This window comes from Blastochloris tepida (assembly GCF_003966715.1).
GTDB classification, from domain to species: domain Bacteria; phylum Pseudomonadota; class Alphaproteobacteria; order Rhizobiales; family Xanthobacteraceae; genus Blastochloris; species Blastochloris tepida.
The window spans coordinates 2,667,246-2,685,378 of record NZ_AP018907.1; the positions used below are offsets into that span (position 1 = coordinate 2,667,246).

The following is an 18,133-nucleotide window of genomic DNA, read 5'->3' on the forward strand; positions in this document are numbered from 1 at the left end:
GGCGATACCCCAAACCGGCCCCCGGCCATCGAGGCGGTGGGGCGGGAGTGCTTTTTGACGGGGGCGTTGGTATGTGCGTGGCAAACAGGTGTCAACAGCGCTTTCCACGGGCGCGGCCTCATCCGTGTCACGTCGGATGGACAATTCGCCGCTTGCGGTGACGTTGCTGACCGAGCCGGCCTCGTGGCCGAAGGGTGCGGGCTTGCGGCCCATCCGCAAGCGCCGGAGCCGCAAGCGCAGAAGTCGAGGGGCGATGGGCCATCTGACATACCTGACCGGCCCCACCCGCAGCGGCAAGAGCCGGCGGGCGGTGGAGATCGCCCAAAGCTGGGGCGACGGCGTGGTGTTCGTCGCCACCTATCCAGTCGATCCTACCGACGCCGAGATGGCCGAGCGGGTGCGCCGGCATCAGGCCGAGCGCCCGCCCTCCTGGCGCACGCTGGAGGCGCCGGAGCGCGTGGCGGCGGCGCTCGCGGCCCTCGCCCCGGCGCCGGCCGGCGCCGTCATCGACAGCGTGGTGCTGTGGACGGCAACGCGCTTCGAGCAGGCGGACGACGACATCCTCGCCGCCTGGGAGACGGAGCTTGCCGCGCTCAGGGCCGCGCCCTTTCCCGTCATCCTCGTCGGCGACGAGATCGGCTGGAGTCCGGTGCCGATGGACGCCTCCCTGCGTCGCTTCCGCGATCTGGTCGGCGTGCTCGGCCAGCGCGCGGCAGCCGTGGCGGATGAGGCATGGCTGATCGTCGCCGGCTGCCCGGTGCGCCTGAAATGACCCTGCAGACCGATCCCTCCCCCCTCCCCGACAGCCCGTTCGCGCGCGAGCGCCGGGCGCTGCTCGGCGCGGTGATCTATTTCACCCGCATTCCCCTGCCGCCGCTGCCGCCGTTCGCCGACGACGACTGGCGGCGCGCCACCAGCTACTGGCCGCTGATCGGGGTCGGCGTCGGCCTCGTCGCGGCCGCCATCTATGCGCTGGCGTCGCTGGCGCTGCCGGCCGGCGTCGCGGCGGGGCTGGCGCTGGCCAGCGGCGTCGTGCTCACCGGCGCCCAGCACGAGGACGGCTTCATCGACGTGTGCGACGGCTTCGGCGGCGCAACCCGCGAGCGCATGCTCGACATCATGCGCGATTCCCGCATCGGCGCGTTCGGCGCCATCGGGCTGGTGCTGCTGGTCGGGCTGAAATGGCAGGCGCTGGCCGCCCTGCCGGCCGATGTCGCCGCCGTGGCGCTGATCGCCGCCCATGCCTTCAGCCGCGGGCTCGGCGCCATGGTGATGGCGGTGCTGAGCTATGCCCGCACCGATGCGAGCCGCGCCCGGCCGATGGTGAGCGACCTCAAGGGCGACCGGCTGGTGCTGGTGGTCGGGCTTGCCATCGTGCCGCTGATCCTGCTGCCGGCGGCCGCCATCCTGCCGGCGTTCGCGGCCGGCGCCCTGGCCTGGACCGGCTGCGTCGCCACGTTCAACAGCCGCCTCGGCGGCTATACTGGCGATTGCCTGGGCGCCACCCAGCAGGTGACCGAGCTGGCGATCCTGCTCGCGGTGCTGGGCTCGGTGGTGCTGGGCGCACATTGATGCTGGTGCTGGTGCGCCACACCCAGGTTCAAGGCGTCGCGGGCCTTTGCTACGGCCGCTTCGAGGCCGGCCTGGCCGCGACGTTCGCGGACGAGGCGGAGGCGGTGCGTGGCGCGCTCCCGGCCGAGATCGCCGCGGTCTATTCGAGCCCGGCCGCCCGCTGCCGGGCGCTGGCGGCGCAACTTCATCCCGCGCCGGTGCTCGACGACCGCCTGCACGAGCTTGATTTCGGCCAGTGGGAAGGCCGGCGCTGGGACGACATTCCGCGCGCCGAGCTTGACGCCTGGTGCGGCGATTTCGTCACCCTTGCCCCGCCCGGCGGCGAGACCTTCGCCGCACTCGCCGGCCGCGCCTCTGCCTTCGCTGAGGACATCACGCGCCGCCATGGCGATGCGCCGGTTGCCGCCATCACCCATGCCGGCGTCATCCGCGCGCTTCTCGCCCGCGGCCTTGCCTTGACGGAGGCGTTCTCCATCGACGCCCCGCCCGGCAGCGTCCACCTTGTCACGCTTGCCCCGGCCGGCGCGGTCTCGTAGCAAGCGCCACCCCCTTCGAGCCCGAGTGCCCCCGCGTGACCCAGTCCCTCGCCGACGTCGTCTTCACCCCCGCCCCCGCCGACCTGCCGAAGCGCGCCCGCACCCTGATGATCCAGGGCACGGCCTCGGACGTGGGCAAAAGCATGGTAGTGGCGGCGCTCTGCCGCGCCTACACCCGCCGCGGCCTGATCGTGCGCCCCTACAAGGCGCAGAACATGAGCAACAATGCCGCGGTGGCCGCCGACTGCGATCCCGGGCCGGACGGCGCGGTCACCCATGGCGAGATCGGCCGGGCCCAGGCGCTGCAGGCGCGCGCCTGCAAGGTGCCGCCCTCGATCCACATGAACCCGGTGCTGCTCAAGCCGCAGACCGACATCGGCTCGCAGGTGGTGCTGCGCGGCCGGGTGCTCGGCAACTGCCCGGCGCGCATCTATCACAAGATGCGCCACGCCTTGATGCCGGCGGTGCTCGACTCCTTGCGCCGCCTGCAGGCGGAGGCCGACCTCGTCATCGTCGAGGGCGCGGGCTCGGGCGCCGAGGTCTACCTGCGCTCAAGCGACATCACCAACATGCGCCTCGCCGAGTCGGCGGACCTGCCGGTGGCGATCCTGTCGGACATCGACCGCGGCGGCACCATGGCCGCGATCGTCGGCAGCCACGCGCTTTTGTCCGAGGCCGACCGCGCCCGCGTCGTCGGCTACATCATCAACAAGTTCCGCGGCGACTTCTCGCTGTTCGAGCCCGGCTGCAGGACAATCACCGAGCATACCGGCTGGCCGTTCCTCGGCGTGATCCGCTGGTTCGACCGCGCCGACCGCCTGCCGGCCGAGGATTCGCTGGCGCTTGAGCGCCCGGCCGAGTTTGGCGGGCGGGGACTCAATGTCGCGGTGCCGCGGCTCTCCCGCATCGCCAATTTCGACGATCTCGACCCGCTCGCCGCCGAGCCCGGCGTGTCGCTGAAATTCGTGCAGCCGGGCAACCCGATCCCGGCCGACACCGACGTCATCATCCTGCCCGGCTCCAAGGCCACCCGCACCGACATCAATGTGCTGCGGAAAGAGGGCTGGGACGTCGACATCCTCGCCCATGTCCGCCACGGCGGCCGGGTGGTGGGGCTGTGCGCCGGCTTCCAGATGCTGGGCAAGGTGGTGCGCGACCCGCTTGGGCTCGAAGGCCCGGCCGGCGAGACGGCGGGGCTCGGCCTCCTCGATGTCGAGACCGAGATCACCCCGGACAAGCAATTGATCGACCTCGACGTGACCGACCGGATCTCCGGCCAGCGCGTCACCGGCTACGAGATGCACATGGGCCGCACCATTGGCCCGGGCCTGGACAAGCCCTGGCTGATGCTGGGCAATGGCGCGAATGCCCGGCCCGAGGGCGCGGTGTCGTCCGATGGCCGCGTCACCGGCGCGTACGTCCACGGCCTGTTCGGCTCGGACGCCTTTCGCGCCCACTGGCTGACGACGGTGGGGGCGCAGGCCTCCGCGCTCGATTTCGAGGCGCGCACCGAAGCCGCGCTCGAAGCCTTGGCCGATCATGTCGAGGCCAATCTCGACCTCGACGCGCTGTTGAAGCTGGCGCGATAGGGCCCGGCCGGTTGAACCGGCCGGCATCCGCCCCATTTCGGAACGACACCCAACCAGCGGACCGGGAGCGGACACGAGGCGCGATGGAGCCCAAGGACACTACCTACAACGAGGCCTTCAAGGGTTTCACCAACACGGCCTGCCCGTTCTACCCCTGCCACAAGGGGGTGGAGCGCGAGTTCAACTGCCTGTTCTGCTACTGCCCGCTGATCGCCTATGAGTGCCCCGGCCCCTACAAGGTGTTCACCGACAAGCACGGGCTGAAGCGCAAGGACTGCTCGGACTGCACCCTGCCGCACAATGGCTATCGCCAGTCGTGGAACTTCATCCAGAAATGGCTGGAGCGGCCGGTGGTCTGGGACGGCCACGAGCAGACCAGCCCGCCGGTCCAGCGCCCGCGCGAGGACGAGACGGAGCGGGGGTGATCGCCCCGCCGCTCAACCCGTATGACCGCCCTCCAGGCGGGCCGACAGAACCCGCGCGATCGCCAGTTCGCGGCCGAACGGGCCGGCGGGGCCGGCGTCGATCGCAGCCGCGGCCTTGAGCCCGACCGCGCCGAAATGCGCGCGGATGCCCTCCTCCACCCAGGCCGCCTCCTGCGCGAGGCGCCGCTGAGCGAGCCGCCCGCCGGCCGCGAGATGGGCACGGTGGCGCTCGACCGCCTCGGTCAGCGCGTCGAGGCCATCGCCACGGCCGGCCGCCACCAGCACCACCGGCACCGGCCAGTCCTCATGGCCGGTGTAGAGCGTCAGCGCGCCCTTGACATCATTGGCGGCGCGCTGGGCCGGCGCGCCCATGTCGGCCTTGGTCACCGCCACGATGTCCGGCACCTCCATGGCGCCGGCCTTCATGAACTGCAGCGAGTCGCCCGAGCCCGGCTGGATGCACAGCACCACGGTGTCGACGGCAAACGCGATGTCGGTCTCCGACTGGCCGATGCCGACGCTCTCGATCAGCACGCGGTCATAGATCGCGCGCATCATCACCATGGCGGCCACCGTCTGGTCGGACAGGCCGCCGAGCCGGTCGCGCGCCGCCATCGAGCGCACGAAGATGCCGCGATCCTCGGGATCGGTGACGATGCGGGCGCGGTCGCCGAGCAGCGCGCCGCCGGTGCGCTTCGAGGACGGATCGACGGCGATCACCCCCACCGTCTCGCCGCTGCCGCGCCAGTGCTTGATCAGCGCATTGGTGAGGGTCGACTTGCCGACGCCGGGCGGGCCGGTGAGGCCCAGAACGTGGCCGCGGGCGGCGCGGCAGGCCTCGTCGAGCAGCGCGGCCAAGGCCGGCTCGCCGGCATGGGTCTCGATGGCGGCGAGCGCGCGCGACAGCGCCCGTTTGCCGCCGGCGGCGATGTCGGAAAGCGAGGGAAGCGTCATGGTGCGGGTTGCGCGAACATCTGGATGGCGAGCCATTGCGCGCCGAGAAAGCCGGCCAGCGCCACGCCGCAGCCGATGACGATGGCGCGGCCGCTGATCACCTCGGTGAGCGGGCGGCGCACCGACAGCCGAAGCGCGATCAGCGCGAGGCAGCCCAGCGCGAACAGCTCATAGAGTTGGTCGGGATCGAAGCCGCCGGGCGTCGCGCCGGCATTGAGCCCAAACGCGATGCCGAGGATCGCCATGCCGCCGAACCACCAGGTGAGCACGCGCGGCGAGACCGGCGGCCGCGGCGGCTCGGGCGTGCGGAACTTCGGCGGCGGATAGACGGGTTTGGTGGGCAGCCAGCGCATGGATCACATCGGACAAGCGCGCCGGTGACAGGCGCGACGCCACCCTCTCCCCTTGCGGGAGAGGGTGGCGAGGATGGAGCGAAGCGACATCCGAGCCGGGTGAGGGGTAACGGCGAGACGATAACGCCTCTTGCCCCTCACCCGCCCTCAGCTTCGCTTCGGGCACCCTCTCCCACGAGGGGAGAGGGAAGAAGAGGCGGCGCCGGCGCCCTCATCCTTCGAGACGATGGCTTCGCCACCTCCTCAGGATGAGGTCAAGGGCGCGAGCCCTCATGGTGACGAGCCCTCACGCCGTGCCGGAGGTGGCCGCGCCGATGGCCGCCTGCGCCGCGGCGAGGCGGGCGATCGGCACGCGGAAGGGCGAGCACGAGACGTAGTTGAGCCCGGTCTTGGCGCAGAACACCACCGAGGCCGGATCGCCGCCATGCTCGCCGCAGATGCCGAGCTTGATGTCCGGCCGCGTCTTGCGGCCACGCTCGGCGGCGATCTGGATCAGCTCGCCGACACCATCCTGGTCGATCGACACGAACGGATCGCCGGGGAAGATGTTCTTCGCGGTGTAGCTGTCGAGGAACAGCGCCGCGTCGTCGCGCGAGATGCCGAAGGTGGTCTGCGTCAGGTCGTTGGTGCCGAACGAGAAGAACTCGGCACTGGCAGCGATGTCGCCGGCACGCAGAGCCGCGCGCGGCAGCTCGATCATGGTGCCGATGTGGTAGTCGAGCTTGGTGCCGGTCTCCTGTTCGACCAGCTTGGCCATCTCGATGATGTGGCTCTTGACGAAATCGAGCTCGGCCTTGGTTGAGACCAGCGGCACCATCACCTCCGGCACCACCGGCTGGCCGGTCTTCTTGCCGGCGATCACCGCCGCCTCGAAGATGGCGCGCGCCTGCATCTCGGCGATCTCGGGATAGACCACCGCCAGACGGCAGCCGCGGAAGCCCAGCATCGGGTTGAATTCCTTGAGCTGGTTGGCGCGGGCATCGAGCTTCTGCGGATCGGCGCCGATCTCCTTGGCCACTTCCGCGATCTCGTCGGCGCCGTGCGGCAGGAACTCGTGCAGCGGCGGGTCGAGCAGGCGGATAGTGACCGGCAGGCCCTTCATGATCTCGAACAGCTCGACGAAGTCGTCGCGCTGCATCGGCAGGAGCTTGGCGAGCGCGGCGCGCCGGCCGGCCTCGTCGTCGGCGAGGATCATCTCGCGCACCGCCAGGATGCGCTGCTCGTTGAAGAACATGTGCTCGGTGCGGCACAGCCCGATGCCCTCGGCGCCGAAGGCGCGCGCGGTGCGCGCGTCGGCCGGCGTCTCGGCATTGGTGCGGACCTTCAGCGCGCGGCGCGCATCGGCCCAGGCCATCAGCGTCGCGAACTCGCCGGACAGTTCCGGCTCGATCATCGGCGCCAGACCCAGCAGAACCTGGCCGGTGCCGCCGTCGAGCGTGATGAAGTCGCCCTTCTTCAGCACCTTGCCGCCCGCCGTCATGGTGCCGGCGGCGTAATCGACGCGGATGGCGCCGGCACCGGAGACGCAGGGCTTGCCCATGCCGCGCGCCACCACGGCGGCGTGCGAGGTCATGCCGCCGCGGGTGGTGAGGATGCCCTCGGCGGCGTGCATGCCGTGGATGTCCTCCGGCGAGGTCTCGACGCGGACCAGGATGACCCGCTTGCCCTGGCCCTTCAGCGCCTCGGCCTCGTCCGAGTTGAACACGATCTCGCCGGCGGCGGCGCCGGGCGAGGCCGGCAGGCCGGTGGCGAGCACGGTGCGCGGCGCCTTGGGATCGATGGTGGGATGCAGAAGCTGGTCGAGCGAGGCGGCATCGATGCGCAGCACCGCCTCGTCCTTGCTGATCATGCCGGATTCGGCCATCTCCACGGCGATGCGCAGCGCCGCCTTGGCGGTGCGCTTGCCGGTGCGGGTCTGCAGCATCCACAGCTTGCCGCGCTCGACGGTGAACTCCATGTCCTGCATGTCGCGGTAATGGTGTTCAAGCGTCTGGGCGACGATGGCGAACTGGTTGAACACCTCGGGCATCACCGTCTCCATCGACGGCTTGTCGGAGCCGCCGGCGATGCGGGCCTCCTCGGTGATCTCCTGCGGCGTGCGGATGCCGGCGACCACGTCCTCGCCCTGGGCGTTGATCAGGAACTCGCCATAGAGCTTGTTCTCGCCGGTCGAGGGGTTGCGGGTGAAGGCGACGCCGGTGGCCGAGGTCTCGCCCATGTTGCCGAACACCATGGCCTGGACATTGACCGCGGTGCCCCAGCTCTCCGGAATGGAGTGCAGGCGGCGGTAGGTGATGGCGCGCTGGTTCATCCAGCTGCCGAACACCGCGCCGATGGCGCCCCAGAGCTGGTCATAGGGGTCCTGCGGGAAGGGTGCCTTGAGCTCCTCGCCGACGCGCGTCTTGTAGCGCGCGACGATCTCCTCCCAGTCGGCGGCGTTGAGGTCGGTGTCCTGAACGTAGCCCTTGGCGTGCTTGTACTCCTCGAGGATCTCCTCGAACACGTCATGATCGATGCCGAGCACGACGTTGGAATACATGGTGATGAAGCGGCGGTAGCTGTCGAAGGCGAAGCGGCGGTCACCCGAAGACTTGGCCAGGGCCTCGACGGTGACGTCGTTGAGGCCGAGATTGAGCACGGTGTCCATCATGCCGGGCATCGAGGCGCGCGCGCCGGAGCGGACCGACACCAGAAGCGGGTTCTCGACATTGTTGAAGCCGCGGCCGGTGATCTCGCCGACGCGCAGCAGCGCGGCCTCGACCTGGTCCCGCAGTTCCGGCGGGTATTGCCGGCCATTGGCATAGTAATAGGTACAGACTTCGGTGGTAATGGTGAAGCCCGGCGGTACCGGCATGCCGAGATTGGCCATCTCGGCGAGGTTGGCCCCCTTGCCGCCGAGCAGATTCTTCATGTCGGACTTGCCCTCGGCGGAACCGCCGCCGAAGCTGTAAACCCATTTCGCCATGTCGCCTTCCCCTCGCGATAGAGCATTCTCCGCAAACCTGGACCCGCTTTGCGAAAGAGAATGCGAAAACTCTAGACCTCGAGACGCGTCCGTTCGGAGCAGTTAAATTTTTGGACGCGACAGCCCGCGTGCAGTGGGATGCGGCCTCCGGCACGATCGACCGGAAACCGCATGAAGAACGTCCGGCCCGGGTTGGTCCGTTGGCTGGCGCGCGGCCGGCCGGCGGGTCGCCCGAAAGGCCAAGCCTTTGTGCAACATCGACTGCATTGCGGCAAGAAGACTCAGCCTTCGCCGGTGCGGCCGTAGCGACGCAGGGTGGTCGCAGTCGCATCCATTCGCGCGCACGGTGCCGCCAATCGGCGATTGAAGCCGGCTGAATTTCCCGCCGGCATGGCTGGGGACCCGCCATTGCCGGCGGAGCGGCCGCCAGAGCTGCGCGCCTTCTTCCTTCCCTCTCCCACCCGGGCCGCGCTTGCGCGCGCCCGGGCGCAGGCTCTTGCAGGAGAGGGTGGTGAGACCGAGCGAAGCGAGGGCGAGCCGGGTGAGGGTACGCTCGGCGCATGCCGGAAGATTCACCCCTCACCCGCCTCGCGATCCAAGGATCGCTCGGCACCCTCTCCCGCAAGGGGAGAGGGAAGAACACGACCGCCGGCCGGCAGACCACCCAAGCGATCGAACGCGGCCGGTCAGCCCTCGATGCGACTGAAGTCGGCCACGGTGCGGGTGGCGGCGCGGATTTCGTTCAGGAGCTTCAGGCGGTTCTCGCGCACGGCGGGATCGTCGGCGTTCACCGTCACCTTGTCGAAGAAGGTGTCGACGGGACCGCGCAGGCGGGCCAGCGCACCCATGGCGGCGGCGAAGTCCTCGGCGGCGACGGCGGCGGCCGCATCCGCCTTGGCGGTCTCGATGGAAGCGGCCAGCGCCCGCTCCTCGTCTTGGGCGAAGAGGGCCGGGTCCGGGGTGCCGTCGAAGGTGCGGCCGTCCTTCTTCTCCTCGATGCGCAGGATGTTGGCGGCGCGCTTGGTGCCGGCCAGCAGGTTCCTACCGTCGTCGGTGTCGAGGAAGGCGGCCAGCGCATTGATGCGGCGGACGATCAGCACGAGGTCGTCCTGGCCCTCCAGCGCGAACACCGCATCGACCAGATCGTGCCGCGCGCCCTGGTCACGGAGTTGGACCTTCAGGCGATCGGCGAAGAAGGAGAGGAGATTTGAAGTGATGTTCCGAAGCACCGCTCGTCCAAATTCATCCCGCTCAAGGACATCAACCGCGCGCTTGACAGACGACTTCCTCTCTTCAGGGGGGGATTCGATATCGTCAAACGCAAAAGAAAAACGCACTTCATCAAGGAGACGCAGACGACGGATCAACTCTTCGTATGCAGCCGCTCTTCTACGATAGGTTTCATCGTCTCCGTCTTCTGGGCTGAGATCCGGATCACCGATCTGATGCATGCCGATATCCGCATCAGAGCGATCAAGGAAACCATCAGAATTCAGAATGGAACGATACTTTGAATCACTCCACGAAGGCCCGGCAGACTCTGAAGTCTCCGGATCCTGGAAAGGAGCAAGACTTTCGAACCCACCTCGACATTGTTGAAGTCCAAGATCTATTAAGGAAACAAAAGTCCCTTTAAGCACATCGACAAGAGCAAGCCGCAGCCCGTTCTCCAGCACCAGCCGGATCACCCCCAACGCCGCACGCCGCAGCGCATAGGGATCCTTGCTCCCGGTCGGCTTCTCGTCGATCGCCCAGAAGCCCACCAGCGTGTCGAGCTTGTCGGCCAGCGCCACCGCGATCGAGGCCGGATCGGTCGGCACGCGGTCGGAGGGACCGACCGGCTTGTAGTGCTCCTCGATCGCGGCGGCGACCGACGCATCCTCACCCTGGGCCAGGGCGTAATACTTGCCCATCAGGCCCTGGACTTCTGGGAACTCGCCGACCACTTCGGTCACGAGGTCGAGCTTGCACAGGCGCGCCGCGCGCTTGGCTTTCTCGACATCGGCACCGACCAGCGGCGCGATCTCCGCCGCCAGCCGCTCGATGCGCTCGATGCGCTCGCCCTGGGTGCCGAGCTTGGCGTGGAACACGATCTCGGAGAGCTTGGGCAGCCGCTCCTCGAGCTTTTTCGCCAGATCGGTTTCGTAGAAGAACTTGGCGTCCGACAGCCGCGCCCGGATCACCCGCTCATTGCCGGCGATGATGGCGGCGCCGCCATCGGAGGCGATGAGGTTCGACACCAGGATGAAGCGGTTGGCCAGCCCCTCGCCTTTTCGCAGCACGAAGCACTTCTGGTTGGCGCGGATGGTGGCGCGGATCACCTCAGGGGGAATCGTCAGGAACGCCGCGTCGAACGTTCCCATCAGCGCCACCGGCCACTCCACAAGACCGGAGACCTCCTCCAGGAGGCCAGCGTCCTCCACCAGTTCGAAGCCCTGCGCGAACGCCAGATTGCGGGCGTCGTGCAGGATCATGGCGCGGCGCCGCTCGGGGTCGGCCACCACCTTGGCGGCCTCCAGCTTGGTCAGATAATCGTCCCAGCGCCTGACCGTGATCGGGCCGGGCGCGAGAAACCGGTGGCCGTAGGTGACGTTGCCGGCCCTTATGCCGTCGACCTCGAACGGCACGATCTCCGGCTCCTCGGTTTCGGGACCGAAGGTAGCGACGATGGAGTGCAGCGGCCGCACCCAGCGCAAGCTGCCCCCGCCCCAGCGCATCGACTTCGGCCAGGGGAAGGCGCGCACGATCGCGGGCAGCACCTCTGCCAGCACGTCGAGCGTGGCGCGGCCGGGCTTCTCGATCACCGCGACGTAGAACTCGCCCTTTTTCGCATCGCTCACCACCTTGGCGTGGCCGATGTCGGCAAGCCCGGCGGACTTGAGGAAGCCCTGGATGGCGGCCTCGGGCGCGCCGAGGCGCGGGCCCTTCTTCTCCTCGATCACGTCGGGCTGGCGGGCCGGCAGGCCGTGGATGGTGAGCGCAAGCCGCCGCGGCGTGGCGATGGCCTTCGCGCCCTCATAGGTGAGGCCGCGCTCGACCAGCGCATTGGTGACCAGCGACTTGAGATCCTCGGCCGCACGCGGCTGCATGCGGGCGGGAATCTCCTCGGAGAACAGTTCGAACAGAAGATCGGGCATGGCTCAGCGCTTGAGGTCGGAGGCGCGGCAGACGATGGCGAAGCGGTCGGCCAGCTCGGCCAAGGCGACGCGGTGAATCTCGGCCGCCGGAATGACCGGGCCGCCGGTGGGATCGGGCAGATGGCGGGTGGCGCAGGCGTCGGCGATCACGGTGACGCCGAGGCCGTGGTCGAGCGCGGCGCGCGCGGTGGTCGAGACGCACATATGGGTCATGAAGCCGACCAGCACGATCTGGCGGCTGCCGGTCTCGGCCACCGCCTCGGCCAGATCGGTCCCGGCGAAGGAATTGGGCTGCGTCTTCTCGACCACCCGCTCGCCGGTGACCGGCGCCGCCGGATCGGCGAAGGCGAAGCCCGGCCCGGCCGGGTCGAACGCCCCGCCGGCCGCGCCGCGATGCTGGACGTGGATGACCGGCGCCCCGGCCGCGCGGGCGGCGGCCAGCACGTCGGCGAGACGCGCCAGCGCCTCATGGACGCCGACGAGCGGCAGGTGACCATCGACATATTCGCGCTGGGCGTCGACCACCACCACGACGGCATCGGCCAGCCGCGGCGGCACGCTCGGCGCGCCGACCAGGTCACGCAATGTGCGGGGAGCGGTCATCGGCCCTCGGCTCCTGTTTGGCAGTGGCTCGACATTCCATCGAAACGCGGTTTGGGCAAGAGCGGGTGACGGGAGTTCCCCCCACTCCCGACCCCTCCCCGTCACGCGCGGTGCTCGCGGGGAGAGGGAAGAAACGCCTTCTTTCCCCTCCCCCCATGAGCGAAGCGAATGGTGGGGAGGGGTCAGGGGTGGGGGGCAAGCGTGCCCCGAAACATCCGAACGCCGCCGAACCACCCCTCAGGCGCCGCCGCCGGCCGTCTTCAGCCACGCCGCGCCGCAGGCCTTGGCCAGTTCGCGGACACGCAGGATGTAGCTCTGGCGCTCGGTGACCGAGATCACGCCGCGGGCATCGAGCAGATTGAAGGTGTGGCTGGCCTTGATGCACTGGTCGTAGGCCGGCAGCACCATCTCATGGCGCTCGTCCTTGTCGCCGGCTTCGAGATACTTGCGGCAAGCGGTCTCGGCGAACTCGAACTGCTTGAACAGCATGTCGGTGTCGGCATGCTCGAAATTGTGGCGCGAGTATTCCTGCTCGGCCTGCAGGAACACGTCGCCATAGGTGACCTTCTCGGCGCCGTCGCGGCCGTTGAAATTGAGGTCGTAGACGTTCTCGACGCCCTGGACGTACATTGCCAAGCGCTCAAGACCGTAGGTGAGCTCGCCCGCCACCGGCGAGCACTCGAAGCCCGCCACCTGCTGGAAGTAGGTGAACTGGCTGACCTCCATGCCGTCGCACCAGCACTCCCAGCCGAGCCCCCAGGCGCCGAGCGTCGGGCTCTCCCAGTCGTCCTCGACGAAGCGCACGTCGTGCAGCGCGGTGTCGATGCCGATGGCCTTGAGGCTCTGAAGGTAGAGATCCTGGATGTCGGGCGGCGACGGCTTCAGGATCGCCTGAAACTGGTAATAGTGCTGCAGCCGGTTGGGGTTCTCGCCATAGCGGCCGTCCTTGGGCCGGCGCGAAGGCTGGACGTAGGCGGCGTTCCACGGCCGAGGGCCGAGGGCGCGCAGCGTGGTGGCGGGGTGGAAGGTGCCGGCGCCGACCTCCATGTCGTAGGGCTGCAGGATGACGCAGCCCTTGTCCGCCCAGAAGGTCTGCAACGTCAGGATCAGCCCCTGGAACGAACGGTCGGGGCGCATGTGCGGCGGCAGGGTCATCAGCTTCAGCCTTCGAGCTTGCGCGCTTCCTCGGCGAGCATGATCGGGATGCCGTCGCGGATCGGATAGGCGAGGCGCGCGGAACGGCTGATCAGCTCGTTGGCGCCCGGCTGGTACTCCAGCGGCCCCTTGGTCACCGGGCAGACCAGGATTTCCAGGAGCTTGGGATCGACGCCGGTGCGGCGCTCGGGCGTCTCGGCGGCCGGGGTCTCCGGCGTGGCGGGCTGGTCGGTCATGGATGCGATCCTTCGAAAGGGCCCTGCGGCCCGAGCACTTCTAGCCCGAGCGCGCCGCGTCCGACAGGGGGAGCGGATATCCTACTGTAACGGCGTCTCGCCGTCGTCGCCGTTGCGGGCCAGCGCGAAACGGGTGACGGCGACCAGCACGTCGGCGCGCGCCGGCAGATCGGGCGCCTCCAGCATGGCCTGCTTCTCGGCCGCGCCGAAGGGCGAGATCATGCACAGCGCGTTGACCAGCAATTCGGTCGGCGCCTTGCTGATGTCCTCCCAGTCCGCCTTGAGGTCGTTGGCGTCGAGGAACTCGGCCAGCGTCTCCAGCACCAATTCGCGATCGACCTCCTCTGCCCCGGCGTCGGCGACGAAATCGCCGGCAAACGGATAGGTCACCCGGCACTGGCGGTAGGGGGTGACGACGCTCATCTCCTCCTCGACGCGGAAGCGGGCGATGCCGGTGAGCGACAGCAGATAGCGGCCGTCGCCGGTCTCGGCGAACTGGGTGATGCGCCCGACGCAGCCCATCGAATAGAGCGCCGGCCGGCTGCGCGAGGCGGCGCGGGTCTCGTCGGGCTGGATCATGCCGATCAGCCGCGCGCCCTTCAGCGCGTCGTCGACCATCGCCAGATAGCGCGGCTCGAAGATGTTGAGCGGCAACCGGCCGCGCGGCAGCAGCAGCGCGCCGGACAGCGGGAAGACCGGAATCACCTCCGGCAGGTCGTCGGGGGTGCGGTAGGCAACGTTGCTGCCCATCGGAACCGCCGGTCAGGCGAACAGGATGGAGGACAGCCGGCGGCGGCCTTCGATGGTGTGCGGATCGGCCGGCCCCCACGCCTCGAAGAATGTCACGAGCTGCTTGCGGGCGCCATCCTCGTTCCAGGCGCGGTCGCGCCGGACGATCTCCAGCAGGTGGTTCAGCGCCTCGGCGCGGCGGCCGCGGGCGTTCAGCGCCAGGGCGAGGTCGAAGCGCGCCTGATGGTCGGCCGGGTTGGCCGCGAGCGCGCCCTCCAGCCCGGCGAGGTCGCCGAGCGAGGCCGCCTGCTCGGCGATCTCGATCGCCGCGCGGGCCGCCGCCACCGCCGGGTCGTTGGCCTTGGCCTGCGGCACCAGCGCCAGGGTCTGCTTGGCCTTGTCGATGTCGCCGAGCTCGAGATGGCAGCGGGCGAGGCCGGCCAGCGCGTGGGGGTTTTCCGGTTCCTCGCCCAGAACCGCGGCGAAGGCCTCGGCCGCCGCCACCGGATCGCCGCCGACCAGCGCGGCGTCGGCCGCCTCCAGCAACTCCTTGGTGCCGCCGCCGATCGAACCCTTGGTGATGCGCTCGATGAAGGCCACCACCTGCGCCTCGGACTGGGCGCCCATGAAGCCGTCGAGCGGCCGGCCGTCGACGAAGGCGATCACCGTCGGGATCGACTGGATCCCCATCTGGCCGGCCACCGCCGGGTGCTCGTCGATATTCATCTTGGCAAGCTTCACCTTGCCCTTGGCGGCGCGCACCACCTTTTCGAGCACCGGTGTGAGCTGCTTGCAGGGGCCGCACCACGCCGCCCAGAAATCGACCAGCACCGGCTGCGTCTTCGATTCCTCGATGACGTCCTTGACGAAGCTCTGGGTGGTGACGTCGCGGACCAGTCCATCGTCCGCGCCCGTGGCTGTTCCGGTCTTCTTCGTTCCGCCGAAGGTGAACATGTTTGCCCTCGTCCCTGCCCGCGTCTTCCCCGCACGAGCGTGCCGTGTTCTTCGTCCCGTTCACATGGGGCAGGATGCGGCAGATTGCAACGCAGGAACCGGCCCGCAACATGCGAGCGAGCGGGAGTGGCGCTCAGGCACGCGCCTCGGTTTCCGCCGCCCCGGCGCGGTTGAGCGCCAGAATCTGCGGCGGGTGGCCGACCGCTTCAAGAAAGCGGATGAGATCGTCGCGCCGCAGCGTGGTGGTCATGGTGTTGACCAGGGGATGCAGCGAAATCTCCTCGGACGCCATCAGCCCGGCCTCCAGGATCACGGTGACCCGGCCGGATTCGTCATTGGCGGCGGCCAGCGTCGTCACCGAGCCCGGCGTGACGCCCAGCACCTCCTGAAGCAGCTCGGCCGAGCCGAACGACAGCCGCCCCGAGGCGCCGATGGCATGGTGCAGATGCTTCAGGTCCAATAGCGCCTCCTGGCCGGCGGTGAGCAGGAACAGCCGGCCCCGCTTGTCCTTGAGGAACAGGTTCTTGGTGTGGGCGCCGGGAATGCCGGCGCAGACATCCTGCGACTCGGCGACGGTGAACACCGCGCGGTGGCGGCCGGAATGCCGAGCCGGTCGAGCAGCGAGAACAGGTCTTCGGGCGTGCGCAGCATGGCGGGCCTCATATCGGCCGCGGCCGGCAGCGACAAGCGATGGCCCTGCGGCCCCGCCATCCCGAATCGCTCCCCCAGCGGCACGCCGATTCGGCTGGCCGGGAGACGTGCCAAGCCCACCCGCGCAAAAGGCGGCCGCCCGGCGGCGTCTGGTGGTCCCGACCAGGAGAGTTCCGGGTCGGACAATTAGAGCATTTTCCGCACAAGTGGATGCCGGTTGTGCGAAAGACCCGAAGGGCCGCGTCAGCGAAAATGCGACAAACCAGAAACTTAGAGCGTCCGATCTGATGTAGTCAGATCGGATCACGCTCTAGAGGCGTGTGGATCCGAAGCCTTTCCCGCAGAGGTGGGGGCACCGTTGCGCAAGACGATGCGGACTTTCGGAAGACGAGCGCGCCCGGCCTGAAGACGTCGGCACGAGACCGCAGGCAGAGACCGCGAGCGCAGAAGGCTCGAAGGTCGGGAAAGCTCGGAGTTCCGGTTAAATGGCCAAGCCTCCGGTTTGGCAACAGCCAAGGCAACGTTGACCCAAGGAGAGTGAAGATAGCCAACTAGATTTTCCCGCCTCATGCTGACCTGCGCCGCTGCCGCCAGACCAGACTTCGGAAGAATCGAATTGGACATCAACTTTGAGCCAATTCATCCAATTCCGGCTTGAATATCCACAGACAATGCGGTGTTTCCGCGTGCCGAGCGCCGCTCGGACGGCGAGCGAAGTTCGTAAAATCGAATCAAGTAATCAAATGCACCCATTTCTGACGGACTTATGCTTGCTTTCGATCTGCAGTTTCGCCTAGTGTTGCCACGCTCGGCGCAAGCCTAGTCGGATCGGAAATCTAGGTGACGCACCGTTACTTCCACAACATTTGTTGCACTCAATCGACATCCCAGCGAAATCCTTGAGGAATCCCATGCCCAGCCCGATACTCGGAACGTCCGATGACGATGTGTTGGACGGCACGTCCGGCGACGACATCATTTATGGAAAGGCCGGCGATGACACCCTCACCGGCGGCGCTGGCGCTGACGAACTCCGCGGCGGCCGCGGCGACGACACGGTTTCGGGCGGCGCCGGTGAGGACATCATCTATGGCGGCGACGGTGACGACAGCATCGACGGCGGCCGGGGCGACGACGAGATCTCCGGCGGCACCGGCGACGACACCATCGATGGCGGCCTCGGCAGCGACGTGATCCATGGCGGCGCGGGCGACGACACCGTCGACGGCGGCCGCGGCGATGACGAGATTTATGGCGGCACCGGCGACGACCGCATCAGCGGCGGTGCCGGCAGCGACCTGCTCTCCGGCGGCGCGGGCGACGATACCATCGACGGCGGTCGCGGCGACGACGAGATCCATGGCGGCGCCGGCGACGACAGGATCGATGGCGGCCGCGGCGACGACGAAATCTATGGCGGCGCCGGGGACGATGTGATCACCGGCGGCAAGGGCGACGATTTCATCAAGGGTGGTGCCGGCGAGGACACCGTCGTCTTCGCGGGCAACCGTGACGACTATACCATCGTCGCCGAGTCCGACGGCACGTTCTCCATCACCAACAGGATCACGGGCGAGACCGACACGGTCGATTTCGACGTCGAGAACGCCCGGTTCGACGACGGGACCGTGACGATCTGCTTCATGCCGGGCACGATGATTCGCACCCCCGCCGGCGAGGCGGCGGTCGAGACGCTCCAGGCGGGCGACCTCGTCCTGACCCGCGAAGGCGCCGCCCAGCCGGTGCGCTGGATCGGCCGCCAGACCGTCTCCACCCGATTCGGCGACCCGCTGCGCGTGCTGCCGATCCGCATCCGGGCCGGCGCCCTCGGCGACAATGTTCCGACCCGCGATCTCTTGATCTCGCCGGACCACGCCATCCTGGTCGATGGTGCGCTCATCCATGCCGGCGCGCTTGTGAACGGCACCTCGATCGTGCGCGAACGCGACGTCCCCGAGGTCTTCACCTACTACCATGTCGAGCTCGACGACCATTCGCTGGTCCTCGCCGAGAACACTCCGGCGGAAACCTTCGTCGACAATGTCGAGCGGCTGAACTTCGACAACTGGGACGAGTATCAGGCGCTCTATCCCGAGGGCAAGACGATCACCGAGCTGCCCTATCCGCGGGCCAAGGCGCACCGTCAGGTGCCGGTCGCGCTGCGGGTTCAGCTTGCGGCGCGCGCCCAGGCGATCGGCGCTGCGGTCGAGAAGGCCGTGGCCTGATGACACCGAGTTGGAGTCCGGCCCCACCGGCCGGACACCAACTTCTGCG

Annotated in this window: 16 protein-coding genes; 6 read left to right on the forward strand and 10 right to left on the reverse strand. The window is 68.6% G+C overall.

Annotated features, from left to right (window positions below; translation table 11 throughout):
• The first annotated feature begins 253 nt into the window (after positions 1-253).
• The 5 genes from BLTE_RS12170 to BLTE_RS12190 all read left to right on the forward strand — a co-directional run bounded on the left by BLTE_RS12170 (position 254) and on the right by BLTE_RS12190 (position 4,122).
• Complete coding sequence (locus tag BLTE_RS12170; protein ID WP_126400956.1) at positions 254-772, forward strand: bifunctional adenosylcobinamide kinase/adenosylcobinamide-phosphate guanylyltransferase; 519 nt, start codon at positions 254-256, stop codon at positions 770-772.
• A complete protein-coding gene (gene cobS / locus BLTE_RS12175) occupies positions 733-1,572 on the forward strand; it encodes an adenosylcobinamide-GDP ribazoletransferase (RefSeq protein WP_126400958.1) in 840 nt (279 codons plus the stop codon). Before BLTE_RS12170 ends, cobS begins: the two co-directional genes overlap by 40 nt.
• On the forward strand, positions 1,572-2,108 hold the full coding sequence (gene cobC / locus BLTE_RS12180) for an alpha-ribazole phosphatase family protein (RefSeq protein ID WP_126400961.1): 537 nt from the start codon (positions 1,572-1,574) through the stop codon (positions 2,106-2,108). Before cobS ends, cobC begins: the two co-directional genes overlap by 1 nt.
• A gap of 107 nt (positions 2,109-2,215) precedes the next feature.
• Positions 2,216-3,697, forward strand: coding sequence for a cobyric acid synthase (locus tag BLTE_RS12185; protein WP_197723297.1), 1,482 nt, complete (start codon positions 2,216-2,218; stop codon positions 3,695-3,697).
• An 83-nt stretch (positions 3,698-3,780) separates the two neighbouring features.
• On the forward strand, positions 3,781-4,122 hold the full coding sequence (locus BLTE_RS12190) for a cysteine-rich small domain-containing protein (RefSeq protein ID WP_126400964.1): 342 nt from the start codon (positions 3,781-3,783) through the stop codon (positions 4,120-4,122).
• Between the two features lie 12 nt (positions 4,123-4,134).
• Here BLTE_RS12190 and BLTE_RS12195 read toward each other — a convergent pair whose 3' ends face one another.
• The 10 genes from BLTE_RS12195 to BLTE_RS12240 form a co-directional block, all read right to left on the reverse strand.
• A complete protein-coding gene (locus BLTE_RS12195; RefSeq protein WP_126400966.1) occupies positions 4,135-5,076 on the reverse strand; it encodes an ArgK/MeaB family GTPase in 942 nt (313 codons plus the stop codon).
• Positions 5,073-5,429 (reverse strand): hypothetical protein, encoded by a 357-nt coding sequence (locus BLTE_RS12200; protein ID WP_126400968.1) that lies wholly within the window; start codon positions 5,427-5,429, stop codon positions 5,073-5,075. The genes BLTE_RS12195 and BLTE_RS12200 overlap by 4 nt, the downstream gene beginning before the upstream one ends.
• A 286-nt stretch (positions 5,430-5,715) precedes the next feature.
• The gene (ppdK, locus tag BLTE_RS12205; RefSeq protein WP_126400970.1) at positions 5,716-8,394 is read right to left on the reverse strand and encodes a pyruvate, phosphate dikinase; all 2,679 of its coding nucleotides are present in this window, start codon (positions 8,392-8,394) and stop codon (positions 5,716-5,718) included.
• A gap of 686 nt (positions 8,395-9,080) precedes the next feature.
• Complete coding sequence (gene glyS, locus BLTE_RS12210) at positions 9,081-11,531, reverse strand: glycine--tRNA ligase subunit beta (protein WP_126400972.1); 2,451 nt, start codon at positions 11,529-11,531, stop codon at positions 9,081-9,083.
• Positions 11,532-11,534: 3 nt separating this feature from the next.
• Positions 11,535-12,134: a cysteine hydrolase family protein gene (locus BLTE_RS12215; RefSeq protein ID WP_126400974.1), complete on the reverse strand. Its 600-nt coding sequence runs from the start codon at positions 12,132-12,134 to the stop codon at positions 11,535-11,537.
• Positions 12,135-12,371: 237 nt separating this feature from the next.
• Positions 12,372-13,292, reverse strand: coding sequence for a glycine--tRNA ligase subunit alpha (locus BLTE_RS12220; RefSeq protein WP_126400975.1), 921 nt, complete (start codon positions 13,290-13,292; stop codon positions 12,372-12,374).
• Between the two features lie 2 nt (positions 13,293-13,294).
• Entirely contained in the window at positions 13,295-13,525 is a 231-nt protein-coding gene (locus tag BLTE_RS12225) for a Trm112 family protein (RefSeq protein ID WP_126400976.1), read from the reverse strand.
• 81 nt (positions 13,526-13,606) lie between these two features.
• Positions 13,607-14,275: an LON peptidase substrate-binding domain-containing protein gene (locus tag BLTE_RS12230; RefSeq protein WP_126400977.1), complete on the reverse strand. Its 669-nt coding sequence runs from the start codon at positions 14,273-14,275 to the stop codon at positions 13,607-13,609.
• 12 nt (positions 14,276-14,287) lie between these two features.
• A complete protein-coding gene (trxA, locus tag BLTE_RS12235; RefSeq protein ID WP_126400978.1) occupies positions 14,288-15,208 on the reverse strand; it encodes a thioredoxin in 921 nt (306 codons plus the stop codon).
• 133 nt (positions 15,209-15,341) lie between these two features.
• Positions 15,342-15,791 (reverse strand): prolyl-tRNA synthetase associated domain-containing protein, encoded by a 450-nt coding sequence (locus BLTE_RS12240; RefSeq protein WP_342211492.1) that lies wholly within the window; start codon positions 15,789-15,791, stop codon positions 15,342-15,344.
• Between the two features lie 979 nt (positions 15,792-16,770).
• On the opposite strand from BLTE_RS12240, the gene BLTE_RS12245 reads away from it, so the two are divergent.
• Complete coding sequence (locus BLTE_RS12245) at positions 16,771-18,084, forward strand: Hint domain-containing protein (RefSeq protein WP_126400979.1); 1,314 nt, start codon at positions 16,771-16,773, stop codon at positions 18,082-18,084.
• Positions 18,085-18,133: the final 49 nt, after the last annotated feature.

Excerpts from the sequence above, each read along its gene's own strand:
- BLTE_RS12170 (WP_126400956.1), top strand. The coding sequence starts at position 254 with ATGGGCCATCTGACATACCTGACCGGCCCCACCCGCAGCGGCAAGAGC.
- cobS (WP_126400958.1), top strand. The coding sequence starts at position 733 with ATGGCTGATCGTCGCCGGCTGCCCGGTGCGCCTGAAATGACCCTGCAG.
- cobC (WP_126400961.1), top strand. The coding sequence starts at position 1,572 with ATGCTGGTGCTGGTGCGCCACACCCAGGTTCAAGGCGTCGCGGGCCTT.
- BLTE_RS12185 (WP_197723297.1), top strand. The coding sequence starts at position 2,216 with ATGATCCAGGGCACGGCCTCGGACGTGGGCAAAAGCATGGTAGTGGCG.
- BLTE_RS12190 (WP_126400964.1), top strand. The coding sequence starts at position 3,781 with ATGGAGCCCAAGGACACTACCTACAACGAGGCCTTCAAGGGTTTCACC.
- BLTE_RS12195 (WP_126400966.1), bottom strand. The coding sequence starts at position 5,076 with ATGACGCTTCCCTCGCTTTCCGACATCGCCGCCGGCGGCAAACGGGCG.
- BLTE_RS12200 (WP_126400968.1), bottom strand. The coding sequence starts at position 5,429 with ATGCGCTGGCTGCCCACCAAACCCGTCTATCCGCCGCCGAAGTTCCGC.
- ppdK (WP_126400970.1), bottom strand. The coding sequence starts at position 8,394 with ATGGCGAAATGGGTTTACAGCTTCGGCGGCGGTTCCGCCGAGGGCAAG.
- glyS (WP_126400972.1), bottom strand. The coding sequence starts at position 11,531 with ATGCCCGATCTTCTGTTCGAACTGTTCTCCGAGGAGATTCCCGCCCGC.
- BLTE_RS12215 (WP_126400974.1), bottom strand. The coding sequence starts at position 12,134 with ATGACCGCTCCCCGCACATTGCGTGACCTGGTCGGCGCGCCGAGCGTG.
- BLTE_RS12225 (WP_126400976.1), bottom strand. The coding sequence starts at position 13,525 with ATGACCGACCAGCCCGCCACGCCGGAGACCCCGGCCGCCGAGACGCCC.
- BLTE_RS12230 (WP_126400977.1), bottom strand. The coding sequence starts at position 14,275 with ATGGGCAGCAACGTTGCCTACCGCACCCCCGACGACCTGCCGGAGGTG.
- trxA (WP_126400978.1), bottom strand. The coding sequence starts at position 15,208 with ATGTTCACCTTCGGCGGAACGAAGAAGACCGGAACAGCCACGGGCGCG.
- BLTE_RS12245 (WP_126400979.1), top strand. The coding sequence starts at position 16,771 with ATGCCCAGCCCGATACTCGGAACGTCCGATGACGATGTGTTGGACGGC.